The organism is Bradyrhizobium sp., assembly GCF_035652035.1.
Taxonomy (GTDB): domain Bacteria; phylum Pseudomonadota; class Alphaproteobacteria; order Rhizobiales; family Xanthobacteraceae; genus Bradyrhizobium.
In genome coordinates this window covers 24077-37977 of sequence record NZ_DASREO010000098.1, presented here as the reverse complement: position 1 = coordinate 37977, position 13901 = coordinate 24077, and the positions used below count along the sequence as shown (strand labels likewise).

The 13901-nt window shown below is 63.1% G+C and carries 11 protein-coding genes; 6 read left to right on the top strand and 5 right to left on the bottom strand.

Annotated features, from left to right (window positions below; genetic code table 11):
* Positions 1-28 precede the first annotated feature (28 nt).
* Entirely contained in the window at positions 29-457 is a 429-nt protein-coding gene (locus tag VFB05_RS26760; RefSeq protein ID WP_325018055.1) for a universal stress protein, read from the top strand.
* A 7-nt stretch (positions 458-464) separates the two neighbouring features.
* Here VFB05_RS26760 and VFB05_RS26755 read toward each other — a convergent pair whose 3' ends face one another.
* Positions 465-2417 carry an AsmA family protein gene (locus VFB05_RS26755; protein WP_325018053.1) on the bottom strand — a complete coding sequence of 651 codons (1953 nt, stop codon included), beginning with the start codon at positions 2415-2417 and terminating at the stop codon, positions 465-467.
* A gap of 439 nt (positions 2418-2856) precedes the next feature.
* On the opposite strand from VFB05_RS26755, the gene VFB05_RS26750 reads away from it, so the two are divergent.
* On the top strand, positions 2857-3594 hold the full coding sequence (locus VFB05_RS26750; RefSeq protein WP_325018051.1) for a CoA transferase subunit A: 738 nt from the start codon (positions 2857-2859) through the stop codon (positions 3592-3594).
* Entirely contained in the window at positions 3594-4244 is a 651-nt protein-coding gene (locus tag VFB05_RS26745) for a CoA transferase subunit B (protein ID WP_325018049.1), read from the top strand. Before VFB05_RS26750 ends, VFB05_RS26745 begins: the two co-directional genes overlap by 1 nt.
* Before the next feature lie 95 nt (positions 4245-4339).
* Here the strand turns inward: VFB05_RS26745 and VFB05_RS26740 are convergent, their stop codons facing one another.
* From VFB05_RS26740 to VFB05_RS26730, 3 genes are all read right to left on the bottom strand, one after another.
* Positions 4340-5686: an MFS transporter gene (locus tag VFB05_RS26740; protein WP_325018047.1), complete on the bottom strand. Its 1347-nt coding sequence runs from the start codon at positions 5684-5686 to the stop codon at positions 4340-4342.
* A gap of 165 nt (positions 5687-5851) precedes the next feature.
* Positions 5852-7381, bottom strand: coding sequence for an aldehyde dehydrogenase (locus VFB05_RS26735; protein ID WP_325018045.1), 1530 nt, complete (start codon positions 7379-7381; stop codon positions 5852-5854).
* Entirely contained in the window at positions 7378-8028 is a 651-nt protein-coding gene (locus VFB05_RS26730) for a GntR family transcriptional regulator (protein ID WP_325018043.1), read from the bottom strand. Before VFB05_RS26730 ends, VFB05_RS26735 begins: the two co-directional genes overlap by 4 nt.
* A gap of 141 nt (positions 8029-8169) precedes the next feature.
* Between VFB05_RS26730 and VFB05_RS26725 the strand changes: the two genes are divergently transcribed.
* Positions 8170-8940, top strand: a complete 771-nt coding sequence (locus VFB05_RS26725) for an alpha/beta fold hydrolase (protein WP_325018041.1) — start codon at positions 8170-8172, stop codon at positions 8938-8940.
* Positions 8941-9116: 176 nt separating this feature from the next.
* Here VFB05_RS26725 and VFB05_RS26720 read toward each other — a convergent pair whose 3' ends face one another.
* On the bottom strand, positions 9117-12299 hold the full coding sequence (locus VFB05_RS26720; protein ID WP_325018039.1) for a PAS domain S-box protein: 3183 nt from the start codon (positions 12297-12299) through the stop codon (positions 9117-9119).
* Positions 12300-12666: 367 nt separating this feature from the next.
* Between VFB05_RS26720 and VFB05_RS26715 the strand changes: the two genes are divergently transcribed.
* Both VFB05_RS26715 and VFB05_RS26710 read left to right on the top strand, forming a co-directional pair.
* Positions 12667-13050: a phasin family protein gene (locus VFB05_RS26715; RefSeq protein ID WP_325018037.1), complete on the top strand. Its 384-nt coding sequence runs from the start codon at positions 12667-12669 to the stop codon at positions 13048-13050.
* A gap of 249 nt (positions 13051-13299) precedes the next feature.
* Entirely contained in the window at positions 13300-13728 is a 429-nt protein-coding gene (locus tag VFB05_RS26710; RefSeq protein WP_325018035.1) for a phasin, read from the top strand.
* Positions 13729-13901: the final 173 nt, after the last annotated feature.

Sequence of the window (13901 nt, the reverse complement as noted above, 5' to 3'; positions counted from 1 at the left end):
GGCAGGCACACGTACGGAGAGGTGACGCATGTACAAGCACATCCTCATTCCGACAGATGGGTCGGAGCTGGCGGAGCATGGGGTCGCGCAGGGGTTGGCGCTGGCGAAATCCCTTGGCGCCAAGGTCACTGCAATCTTCGTCGTCGAACCGTTTGCAGAAGTGTCGGGGCGCTTCCGCGAAGCGCTCGCAGGATATGCCGAGCTGCGCAAGGAACAAGTTGCAAGCGCGCTGGACCGCGTGGCCAATTCGGCCAAGCAGGCCGGCGTTTCCTGTGAGACGTTTTATGTGGAGAACAGCCAACCTCATCAGGCTATCGTCGCGGCTGCCAAGGACAAAGGCTGCGATCTCATCGCGATGTCATCGCACGGACGCAGCGGACTTTCCGCGCTTCTCATCGGCAGTGTGACAAACAAGGTGCTGACACAGGCGCAAACCCCCGTGCTGGTTTGTCAGTGAACGACGCCTAATTCGCCTTGGCGTTTGCCGCGTCCGCCGGCGCGTTGTTCGCGGGCGCATCCGCGGGCACGGCATTGTCCACCGGCTTTCCGGTCAGTCGCTCGATGACGGAGCGAACCGCGTCGCGGGTCTTGGGGTCCTTCAGCGCATCGAGCTTGAGAAGCGGCGCGGTGGCCGGCGAGCGGCGCAGCAGCGCGTCGGGATCGGGAAAGATCAGGGGATCGTCCCACGGGCCCTGCACCACGAACGGCAGCTCGAAGCCCGGCTTGGCGTCGGCCGAGATCAGGCTGGCCACGCCCTTCATGTCGAATTCGCGCGCCGGGACCGACGCGGTGCCGGTCAGCGTGACGTGCGCCGGGCCGTCGATCTGGACATCGTCGAGCGTCGCAATGCCGTCGGCGAATTTCAGCGCGACATTCAGGTTGGAGTAGGGCGTCGAGCCCGAGCGGAAATTGCCGGCGCCCGACAACGGCCGGCGCTCGAGGCGCCTGAGCAATTGCTCGGCGTTGAAGCCCGCGATCGCGCCGTCATGGCCCGTCAACGACGCGGTGCCGTTGAGCGATTGCGCGAGCCCGTACGGGCTCGAACCGGACGCGGAGAGCGAGACGCCGAGATTGCCGCGGCCCGAAAGCTTGCTGAAGCCGAACAACTCGCTGGCGCAGGCTTGCAGGTCGACATCGGTGAACTGGAACTGCGCCTTGACGTCGGCAAAGCTGTCGGCGCGCGCCAGAGCAAACGAGCCCTTGGCGATGCCGCCATAGATCTGCGCTTCGCCGACACTGAGAGCAAGCGCGCCGTTGCGCAGGTTGGCGCCCAGCGCGGTGCGCCCGAGTTTCGATGGGCCGATCGTCATCCTTGCCGCGGAAAGGCGGATATCGAGATCGGTGGCCGACAGCGAATTCAGATCGAACAGCTGCCGGTTCCAGTCATGCGCGCCGCTGGCAAGCAGGCGGAAGGTCGAGATATAGGGCGTGAAGTCGAGGCTGTCGGCGGCGAGCGTCGCCTGCAGCGATTGCCGGCCGCTATTCGCATAGGTCATCACGCCTTCGGCGATATTGCCGTCGAGCTCGACATTGACGTTAGTGAGCGCGACCGACGCGCCGACGACGTTGGCGCGGGCTTTCAGCGCGAAGCGGCCGAATCCGCCGGAGCCGGGCGGGGCCTGCCCGGTCCATCGCATGGCGTTGCGCAGCGATGGCGAGTCGATCGTCATCGTGCCGTCCATCATCAGGCTGGTGCGATTGGCGACCGTGCCGTCGAAGGCGAGTTTCAGGGGCGCGCTGGACAGGCGGGCCTTGAAGCCCGAGCGGTCGCCGGACAATGCTGCGAGGAAGTCGCCGATCGAAATGCTTCCGTCGACACGCTCGCCGCGCCAGTCGAACTGGCCGGTTGCGCCGAACGAGCGCGAGATCGACGGCCACGCCAGCGACAGATCGATATCGTCGAGTTTTTCGGTGATCTGGCGGACCGGGTCTTCGTAGGTCAGGATGCCGTCCTGGATGCGGATTTCGGAGAACGAAATCTGGTTGTCGGCGCCGGGCTTCATGGTCCGCGTGATGGTGCCGATGAACGGCGTCCAGTTGCTGTCGCCGGTGATGTCGCGGACCACGCGGATGCGCGGCCGCAGCATCATCACGTCGGCGATCTCGAACCGCTGCAGCAAGAGCGGCAGCAGCCGCAAATTCGCCGTCAGCACATCGACTGACAGCGCCGGGTCGGTGTTGGCGCCGCTGCCCCTGAGGCCGACATCATGGAACGAGACGTAGCTGCCGGGGAACAGCGAGATATCGGTATTGCCCTTGACCACGAGGTCGAGGCCGGTCACGGCGCGGATTTGCGCCTCAACCGCCGCGCGAAGGGCGTCGCGGTTGAGCAGCCAGCTCGAGCCGACCAGCGCCAATGCCGCAAGGCCGATCAACACTACGACCGGCGTCACGAGGCGCCTTGTTCTTTGGGCCATCGTCAATGGAAGATCCAAGAAATGTCCAAGTCCGGTTGACCTCGCTGGAACCGAAAGCGTCTGGTCCGCGGCGAGGTCGAATGGGTCCCTGTTCGAGGGAGCAGGCAATACCGCCGAGGCCCGTCATCCCTCCAAGTCGCGGCAACTTGATGGTTTTTCTTGACGCTTTCAAGGCCGATGGCGGGTTGCCGCGGGCCTCATGGGTTCGAGACGGCGCGGAGCGCCTCCTCACCATGAGGGGAGAGATACCGCTCCTGATCGTGGACAAAGGCCTTAGACCTCATCCTGAGGAGGCCGCCTCAAGGCGGGTGTCTCGAAGGATAGAGCCACGGAGCCAAGGCCGGCGCGTATCAATTGACGCACTGCGAACAATTCGCCTAATAGATCATTGTCTCTGTACACCCCCCAAAAGCGTTTTCTCCATCAGGTCGTTATCCGCATGAAAAAGGTCTATCCCGACGCCAAATCGGCACTCGACGGCATCCTCAAGGACGGCATGATGATCATGTCCGGAGGTTTCGGCCTCTGCGGCATCGCCGAGACCTTGTCGGATGCGATCCGCGATAGCGGCGTGAAGAATCTGACCGTCGTGTCCAACAATGCCGGCGTCGATGGCATCGGCCTGTCGCGCCTTTTGGAGACGCACCAGATCAAAAAGATGATCTCGTCCTATGTCGGCGAGAACAAGTTGTTCGCCCAGCAGTATCTCGCCGGCGAACTCGAACTCGAATTCAATCCGCAGGGCACGCTCGCCGAGCGCATCCGCGCCGGCGGCGCCGGCATTCCCGCCTTCTACACCAAGACCGGCGTCGGCACGCTGATCGCCGAGGGCAAGGAAGAAAAGGTTTTCGACGGCGAGAAATACATCATGGAGCGCGGCCTGTTCGCCGACCTTGCCATCGTGCACGCCTGGAAGGGCGATACTGCCGGCAACCTGATCTACCGCAAGACGGCGCGGAATTTTAATCCGATGATGGCGACGGCGGCGAAGATCACGGTCGCCGAAGTCGAGCACCTGGTGCCGGCCGGCGAGCTCAACCCGGACCACATCCATACGCCGGGCATCTTCGTCAAGCGTATCGTCGAGGTCGGTACGGCCAAGAAGCGTATCGAATTCCGCAACACGAGGCCGCGCCCCGCAAAAGCGCCCGCTGCCGCAACCGGGAGTGAAGTCTGATGGCCTGGACTCGTGAACAGATGGCTGCCCGTGCCGCCAAGGAGCTGCGCGACGGCTTCTATGTCAATCTCGGCATCGGCATTCCGACGCTGGTCTCCAACTACATTCCTGACGGTATCGACGTGTCGCTGCAGAGCGAGAACGGCATGCTCGGCATGGGGCCTTTCCCCTATGAAGGCGAGGAAGATCCTGACCTGATCAACGCCGGCAAGCAGACGGTGAGCGAATTGCCGTCGACCAGCTATTTCTCGTCGGCCGATTCCTTCGGCATGGTCCGCGGCGGACACATCGATCTGTCGATCCTCGGCGCGATGCAGGTCGCGCAGAACGGCGACCTCGCCAACTGGATGATCCCCGGCAAGATGGTGAAGGGGATGGGCGGCGCGATGGATCTCGTCGCCGGCGTCAAGCGCGTCGTTGTCGTGATGGAGCATTCCGCCAAGGACGGCCCGAAGCTCCTGAAGAAGTGCACCCTTCCGCTGACCGGCGAACACGTGGTCGACATGGTGGTGACGGATCTCGCCGTCTTCACCATCGACAAGCACGGCAAGGACGGCATGGCGCTGATCGAGCTCGCCGACGGCGTCACGCTCGACGAGGTGAAGGCGAAGACCGAAGCCGAATTCCGCGTCGCGCTTAAGAACGCGTGAACTAGTCAGTCATTCCGGGATGGTCCGCAAGGACCAGACCCGGAATCTCGAGATTCCGGGTTCGCGCTTCGCGCGCCCCGGAATGACAAAGCCCTTCACGCCCCCGCCTTCGCCACGTCCTCGAGCCCACGGTTGCGCGGCTCGACGCCCCAGGCCCATACGACCAGGATCTGCACCACCACCAGCCCGATCATCAGCCAGATCACGCCCGGCAGTTTGTACGTTGCGATCAGGCTGCCGACGATGAAAGGCGAGATCACCGTCGCGCCGCGGCCGAAGAAGTTGCAGATGCCGTTGGCGCGAAGTCTGATCTCTGTCGGAAACAGCTCCGGCGGATAGACACCGTAGAGGATCGCGGTCTGCACATAGATCGCAACCACCAGCACGAAGCCGACGCTGAGCACGATCGCCGCATCGGACGATGCATCGAACCGGGCATAGATGTAGCCGGCGATGATGGTGACGACCGAGGCGCCGATGATGCTCCAGCGCCGGCCAATCGCATCGGACGTATAGGCCCCGAGCACGCAGCCGACCAGCGAAGCAGCCGACAGCACCAGCGTATAGGCGAGGGAGTTGGTGATCGTCAGACCCTGACGCAGGAAAAACTGCGGCAGGAAGATCACGAAGCCGAAGATCAGCGTGTTGATCGTGATCAGCACCCAGGAGCCGACGATCATGCGCTGGAGCAGCGGCGGCCTGATCAGATCGCTGGCGGCGACCTGCGCAACCGGCGCCGGCACGACGACGGGCGGCAACGTCTTGCCGCCTGACGCTTCCTTCTCGATCAACTGCATCAGGCTTTCTGCTTCCTCGCTGCGGCCTTGCGCCTCGAGCCAGCGCGGCGACTCCGGCAAGTTCTTGCGCAGATACCAGACGATCAGCGAGCCGACACCGGCGATGACGAACATCGGCCGCCAGCCGAAACTCGGGATGATGAGGTAGCCGAGCAGGGACGTTGCTGGAAAGCCGGCCACCACGATGAAGGCCATCATCGATTGCCAGCGCCCGCGCACCTTCGGCGGGACGAATTCGGTCATGGTCGAGTAGCCGACCACGATTTCGGCCCCCAACCCCAGGCCCTGCACGAAGCGGCAGGCGATCAGCTGCGTCATGTCCTGCGAGAAGGCCGCGGCGAGCGAGGCGAGGCCGAAGATCAACAGATTGATCTGGTAGGTGAAGCGGCGGCCGAACTTGTCGCCGACAAAGCCCGTCACCAGCGAGCCGATCGTCATGCCGACAAAGGTCAGCGAGATGAACTGAAGATTTTGCGGCAGGGTCGAGAATTTCGACTGGATCAGCGAGGCGAGCACGCCGCCCGCGACATAAAGGTCGTAGCCGTCGAAGAACATCCCGGCGCCGACGAGGGCAAAGATGCGGTAGTGAAACGGCGAGATCGGCAACCGGTCGAGACGCGCGCCGGCGTATACTGCGTGAGCCATGAAGTTTCCCCCTTGTTCGTTTTCATTTTAGCTTTGTTGGCATTCCAACCGGCTCCTCATGGTGAGGAGGCGCTCTTGCGCCGTCTCGAACCATGAGGCCCCGATGCTGGTCTCATCCTTCGAGACGCTTGCTCGCGCAAGCTCCTCAGGATGAGGAGAGATTGTTCAGTTCAATCGCCGCTGGCCGGCCGTGTCGCGATACCAGTCGAACGGCGCGTCGTTGGTCGAGACCATCACGCTCTTGACGTTGAAATGATCGTCGAAACTCTCGGTGCCGCATTCGCGTCCGACGCCGGAATCGCCGACGCCGCCCCAGGGCGAGGCCGGATCGAGCCGGTGATGATCGTTGATCCAGACGATGCCGCATTTCACGCCGGAAGCCACCCGGTGGGCGCGCGCGACATCGCGGGTGCGGATTGCGGCGGCAAGGCCAAACGGTGAATCGTTGGCGAGCCGCAGCGCGTCCGCTTCGTCCTTGAACGGCGTCACGGACGTGAATGGGCCGAACACTTCTTCCTGGAAGATGCGCATGTCGGATTTCACATCGGCAAACACGGTTGGCTCGACGAAGTAGCCATTCTCGAAACCTTTTACCTTCGCCGCGACGCCGCCGGCGACGAGACGCGCGCCGTCTTCGTTGCCAAAGCGGCAATAGGACAGTACGCGGTCGCGCTGGCGCGCCGAGATCACGGGTCCCAATTGTGTGGCGGGATCGGACGGATCGCCGATCCGGATGGTTTCCGTCTTGGCTTTCAGTTTGGCAACGAACTCGTCATAGATCGTGGCTTGCACCAGATGGCGCGAGGCGCAGATGCAGGTTTGCCCTGCGCCGATGAAAGCGCCGAACGCGGCATAGTTCACCGCGCGGTCGATGTCGAAATCGTCGAACACCATCACGGGGGTTTTTCCGCCGAGCTCCATGGTCTGGTGCGCGAACACTTTCGCCGCCGCACTGCCAGCGATGCGGCCGGCTTCGGTGCCGCCGGTCAGCACAAGCTTGTCGATATCGCCATGCTCGGAGAGCATCTTGCCGGCGCTTTGGCCGAGGCCGTTGACGATGTTGAATACGCCCGGCGGCAGGCCGGCCTCGGTGAAGATCTTCGCCAGCCGCAATGTCGTCAGCGGCGTGTATTCGGAAGGTTTCACGACGGTGACACAGCCCGACGCCAACACGGCCGCGAGCGACTTGCACAAAATCATCAAGGGATGATTGAACGGCGTGCAATTGGCGACGACGCCGATCGGCGTGCGCAGCGTATAGTTCAGGTAAGGGCCCTCGACCGGGATCACGGAGTCGCGCCGGGCCAGTGCGAGCCCGGCGAAATACCGAAAGAAGTCCGGCAGGCGCGAGAGCTGCGCGCGGGTCTCATTGACCGGGCGGCCGTTGTTCAGCGTCTCGAGCTGGTAGAGCTCGCCGAGATTGGCCTCGAACGCGTCCGCAAGCCTGTTGACCAGCCGTGCCCGGGCGCGCACGTCCATGCCGCCCCATTCCTTAGCCCCGAAGGCTGCGCGCGCGCTTTTCATGGCGCGGTCGATATCGGCTGCGGTCGAGTTCGGGATTTGCGCGATCACTTCGCCGGTTGCGGGATTATGCACGTCGAGCATCGCGCCGTTGCCGGCCTCGATCTCGCGGCCGTCGACGAAGTTGCCGTGGATTTCGATGGATGCCGAACCTGGCCTGGCTGGAATGTTCATGCGTTCCTCTCCTCCACGATCACGGCATTGCGCTTGAGCGCCGGCAGCACGCGTTTTTCGGTCTGGTTGATATGAGCCTTGATCAGGCGCAGCGCAGTGCGCGTATCGCGCCGCTGCATCGCCTCGATCAGTTCGACATGTTCGGCGACGAGCCGGGTCGGATCGTGATCCCTGATATTGGCGAGGCTGACGCGAACGAGACGATCGGCCTGGCCGATCAGATCGCACAGCGCCCCCGCCATGCGGCGATTGCCGGAGGCGTGCGCAAGCGCCGAGTGAAAGGCGCGATTATAGGCGATGAATTTTTCATGATCGCCGGCAAAGCACCTGTAATCGTCGAGCGCCTTGAGCGCCTTGTCCGGCGCGTGCTCGATCGCTTCGGCGACGCAGGCAGGCTCCAGCGCCAGCCGAAACCTGAGCAGGTCGCGCGCGTCCGACAGCGAGATCGGATTGACGCGATAGCCCTGGCGCGGCTGCACGGTGACAAGGTGCTCGCGCTCAAGCCGCAGCAAGGCTTCGCGCACCGGCTGGCGGCTCACCGCATAGCGCAAGGCCAGGTCCTGCTCGCGCACGTCGTCGCCCGGCGCGAGCCGGCAGCTCAGTATATCAGAGCGTAGGCTTTCATAGACATTGTCACGCAGGAGCATGGCAAATTCCGCTGAAATTTTGCTCTCTTGTGGCATTCGTGAAATATCACGTCAAGCAAATAGGGCTTGAAAAGCCTTCACTTTGTTTTATCAATCGGTTCCGTTTTCTCCTCCCTTCCCCAAGTCAAAGCGAGACCCCTGATGGACCTGACATTTGCGAACGGCACCGTGAACGCGGCCGTAACGGGCGAGGGGACGCCATTCTTTCTCTTTCATTCGCTGCTGTCGGACCGGGCGAGTTTCGATGCGATTGCGCCGGAACTTTCGCGCTCCCATCGCGTGATCGTGCCGGAGCTGCCGGGCTTTGGCGGTTCGAAGGCGGCCAGCGGCGGGCTCGCTGATGTTGCCGACCGGATGGCGGAAGCGGTCAAAGATGCGGCGGGCGGCGGCCCGGCCATCGTGCTCGGCAACGGCTATGGCGGTTTCGTCGCGCTGCAGATGGCGATTCGTCATCCGCAGGTCGCGAGCAAGTTGATCCTCGCCGATTGCGGCGCGGCGTTTTCCGAAGACGGACGTCAGGCCTTTCGCAACATGGCGGCGGGCGCCAAGGCCAAGGGGCTGGCGGCCATCACCGATGTCGCGATGCGCCGGTTGTTTGCAGCCGATTTTCAGGCCGCTCATCCCGACCTGATGCAGGATCGCCGCGAGGCTTTCCTGAAAACCGATCCGGACGTTTTGCAGGCGGCCTGCGCCCAACTCGCCGCGCTCGACCTTCGTCCCGAATTGTCGACCGTCAAGATGCCCGTCCTGGTTCTGGTCGGCGAGCACGACGAGGCGACGCCGCCGCCGATGTCGCATGAACTCGCAGCGTTGCTACCGAATGCGCGGCTGAAAATCCTCGCCGGCTGCGCGCACGTGCCGCAACTGCAGGCGCCGCGTGCCTTTCTCGATGCGATCGCGGATTTTTTGTAGGGCCGCAGTCGCTTGCTCCTCCCTCCCCTGCAAGGGGGAGGGTTGGGGAGGGGGTCTACTTTTCGGAAACGAAGTCGGGATATTGATCCCCTCCCGGCTGGTGCTCACGCATCAGCCGACCTCCCCTTTTCAAGGGGAGGTTAAGCGCCCCTTTCAGGGGAAGGGATAAGAATAGCTTACGTCTTCGCCATCGCCCGCGAAAACACCACTTCGACCAGTGTGCCTGAACGCGTGCCGGTCTTGATGTTGAACTGCGCGCGATTGGCTTCGACCAGCGCCTTGGTCAGCGACAGGCTGACCGCGGCCTCCGGCGACTGATCGAGCGAAGCCTGGGCGCGGAAAGGCTCGAGCGCGGCCGCCACCTCGTTGTCGTTGAGCCCGTGGCCGCTGTCGCGAATGCGCAGCGCCACTTCGCCGAAATCGGTCAGCGTCGTGGAGACGATGACCTGGCCGCCGGCATTGGCGAGATGGATCGAATTGCCGATCAGGTTCATCGTGATCTGGCGCAGCGCGGGGCCGTCGGCGATGACCGGCGGCAGCATCTGCGCCAGCGAGGTGCGGATGATGATGCGCTCGCGACTGGCCTGCGGCTGCATCACCGCGACGCAGCTTTCGACCATGTCGTTGAGATCCTGGTTGGAGAAGTCGAGGTCGAGCTTGCCGGTCTCGATGCGGCTGAGATTGGTGAGATCGTCGATGACAGCGACGACGCGCTGGCCGGAGGCGCGCACGTCCTTCATGTATTCGATATAGCGTTCGTTGCCGAGCGCGCCAAACCGTTCGCCGATCATCACCTCGGCAAAGCCGATGATGGCATTCAGCGGCGTGCGGATTTCGTGGCTGATGCGCGCCAGAAGATCGGCCTTGGCGTCGACGGTGCGCTCGGCGAGCCGCCGCGCTTCGCGCAATTCGCCTTCGCTTTTCCTGGACTGCGACAGATCGCGGAATACGGCGAAGAAGTTCGGCCCCTGCGCCTGCGTCCGGCCCATTGTCATCGACATCGGAATCAGGCCGCCGCCGTTGATACGGCCGAGGACCTCGCGGCCATGTTCAAGAAGGCTCGCAACGCCATCGCCACTGATGCTTTCGAGATAATTCCTGACGACGCTTTCGCTCTCCGGCGCGAACAGTTGGCCAAGATTTCGCTGTACGAGCTCTTCGCCGTCGTAGCCGAACAGCGCCTCCGCGCTGCGGTTGCATGAGTTGATTTTGCCTTCGGCGTCGAACATCAGGATGCCGTCGGCGGTGGTGTCGAGAATGGCGGCGAGTTCTTCCGCATTGGCGTGGCCGACCGCGGACGGCTCGGACGGGGTCGCAACCGGCATCGCCGGCTCGGGTACCAGAAATACGGGTACTTCGACCGCCGGCAGCTCGGCGGCGGCCGGCAGGGGAGCGGGATGTTCGATCGCGACGACGCCACTGAGGATCAGCGCCAGCGCGCTGTCGTTGTCCCAGTCGATGGTATGCAGCCGCCCCTCGATCGCGCCCTTGGAAGCCGCCTCGGGCGAGGAGATTTTCACCGGCGTGCCGGCCTCCGACGTGCTCGAGGCACTGGAGACGCCCGGCTCGACATAAAGCGCGTCGACGCCGCCGGCCTGCTCCAGCGCATGCAGGGTCGGGTAGCCCATCCGCGCGAGGAAAGCGTGGTTGGCGTAAAGCAGCCGATCGAGCCGGTAGATCAGGACGCCGGTTGGCAGAAGGTCGAGCAGAGCTCTGTCGCGCTTGCTGTCCGCGCGGGCCGGTGGCTCCGGCTCGGCGAGCCAGGTCGGCGGCTCGGCTTGCGCGATGATCGGTTCGGCGGATTCCAGAGCTGCAGGTGGTTCAGCAGCGTCAGAGGTTGAGGTGTCGCCCTCGAGCCGGGCCGACAGTTGCCGGGCGATCTCGTTGAAGGCGCTGTTCTCGACTGGCGTCAGAACCGGCGTGCGCCCATCGGCGAGGGGGAACGGAACGACGTTCTCGGGGATTTCGTGGGGCGTTTCCACCGGCGTTTCCAGGTCAATTGGTTGGGCCCGGTCGGGCAAAGGCGCAGTCGAAGAGGCAGGTGCGATCAAATCAATGGTTGTATCGGGAACGTGAGGCGCAGGCGCAGCCGCCGACAAAGTTCCCGCAACGGCTGGGCCAATTTCGGGCGACATCATGTCGGCTGATGGCGGATCGTTGAAGAATTCCTGACTGCGCAGGCCTTCCAGCCGCGTCAGGCCATCGAGATCGCGGCAGACGCCAAAGCCCCGGTAACCGACAAAGTTCCTATTCTGATCGTGGATCGGCAGGCCGGACAGTTCGACCGGGAGGCGGCTACCGTCATCGGCGGGCCAGCTCAGCGTGATGCCGCTCCAGCTCTCGCGCGTGGCGATCGCCTTGACGACCTGCCCTTCGGGATCGAGGCCGAAAACATCAGCGACTTCCTGCCACGGGCGGCCAAAGCCTGCGGCGATGTTCACGCCGATCAAACGGGTGAACATGTCGGAGCCGAGCGAGAAGCGGCCATCGGCGTCCATCTGCCACATGAATCGCAAAGCATGCCGGCGCGGCTGCGGCGCCCGCGGCGATGCATCAGAGAGCGATATCGCCGGCGCTGGCGCCGCGGCCTCGATTGCTGGCTCGCTGACGATTGGCGCGCCCGCCGTGTGCATTTCGCCGTCGCCTGCGAATTCGTCCACCAAAAGGTCTGATATGGCCGCTTGTGGCGGATCATCCGGCACGGCCGGGACCACTTCGGGCGTGATCGCGGCAAAGAGACCAATATTGTCGTCCCTGCCAACGCGCAGCAATGTCACGTGCGCCTTGCCAAGCGGCGCCTGGCTAAGGCCTTCCTGCAAAGCGGTTTGCCGCGCGTCTTCGAGGCCGGCCTCGGTGAGGTGGTGCAGATCAAAAACGGCGGCGCTGCCGCTTGCGGCGACAAGTGTGCCGTCAGCCTGAAAGGCCGCGACCGGCGCGTCCACGTCCTCGACCAGTTGGGCCAAGCGTTCGGTCAGCGGCATCGCGCGGCCGACCGGTTCACACGCTGCGATCAGCACGCGTTCGCTGCCGTCGGCAAATTCAAGGCGCGCGCACGCGCAGGTGACGAGCGAGTTGAGAACGGCGCCGAAGCCGCGCAGCCGCTCCAGGCGGACGGCGCCGGTGGGCGAAAGCCGGTGCGCGAGTTGCGCGACCTGGCGGCGGTGCCGATCGGCCGGGCTGAAGATCTTGCTCGCGAGGCGGGCGCTGCTCGCTGCGCCGAACACGCGTGCGCCGACCGGATTTGCCCACTCGACCCGCGCGCCGTCGGCCGACCACAGCCAGGCGGGCAGGGGGCTTGTCGCATGCACCGCCAGCCGCGGATCCTCCAGGCCGTGCAACTTGAGTTCGGAATTTGGCATCAGAGCGATAAGTCGGATTCCCGCCTGCCCGTATGACAGCGTTAACAAAACGCTAGTGGAGTGGATTTGACATTCGCTAGTGCCTAGCCGCGGGTTCCTTGAAGCGAATGTCAAATCCAAAACTCCACTAGAAACTTATGTTTGCTAGTGGTCCTTCTAGTTCTAACATTCGCAAAAGCGGCTGCTGAGAAGGGATGCGAATGTTAGAATTGGACCACTAGTATCGCCTTCCCTCTGGGGCAGGTCCACGGCCAGGGTACCGAAGCGGCCTTTAAGCGCTGGATAACCTTAACTTAGGTGAACTTTATCGCGCCCCTTTGCGTTGCCTTCGACTGGGGGACAAGTCGAGAAATCGGGAGGTCCAACCATGAACGAAAACGGGCGCGATCACTTCGAGATTCCAAAGAACATGCGATCGATGGCGGAGGCGAGCGTCGAGCAGGCGCGCCAGGCCTTCGAAAGATTCATCTCTGGGGCGCAGGCGGCCAGCGAGTCGCTCTCTGCGAGAACCGCGACGGTCGGCGCGGGCGCCAAGGACGTCAATACGATGGCGTTCACCTTTGCCGAGAAAAACGTGCAGGCCTCGCTCGACCATGCGGAGGCCCTGCTGCATGCCAAAGACATCAGCGAAGTCATGCGGTTGCAGCGCGAATATTTGCAGGCCCAGATGCGGGTGCTGACCGAGCAGGCCAGTGAAATGGGCCAGATCATGGGCCGCACGGCCATGGATGCCACAAAGCCGAGAATGTAATCTTTACATCGGCTTAGAGTGCAATCTTGGCCGGCGTCCGATGCGTTCGGCACCGGTCATGATTTTTTCGAGGGCATTGCATGGCGATTTGGTTGCGTTGCACAAAATTGCCATGATAATGTGCTTATATCTTAAGCGCTCCAAGAGGGCATTTCCGTCTCCGTGATCCGTATCGACGCCCCCGAAAAGGCTGCCGGGCGCGCAAGCGGGCACACCGCGTTCACCCCCCAGATGCGAAGGACTCATGCCATGGCCAACGATCCCTTCTCTGCCTCCATCATTCCATTCGAGGTTCCCGAACAAATGCGCGCTTTCGCCGAAAAAGGCGTTTCCCAGGCGCGCGACAACTACGCGCGCTTCAAGGATGTCGCCGAGAGCAACAACTCGACGATGGAAGCGGTGTTTTCCAACGCCAACAAAGGTTTCAGCGAGTACTCGGCCAAGCTGATGGAAATCATCAAGGCCAACACGTCCGCCTCGCTCGATCTCGCGCAGGAACTGGTCGCCGTGAAGACGCCGTCCGAGGCGCTCGAGCTGTGGACCAACCACGCCAAGAAGCAGTTCGAAGCTTTCTCGGCCTGGAGCAAGGAGCTCACCGAGCTCTCGCAGAAGGTCGCGAGCGAGACCGTCGAGCCGATCAAGGCCAACGCCAACAAGCTGTTCAAGCCCGCCGCCTGATCGGCAACGACTGAACAGAAAACGCCCGGGCCCATTGGGCCCGGGTTTTTTAGTGCGTCGGATGCAGCGCTTTAGATTGTTGTTTAAGCATGATCTTTTCTGAAAACCGGCTTCCACTTTTGCAGATCATGCTCTAGTTTCCCGCCCGTCTCGCCCCCATCTGGGGCCGATCA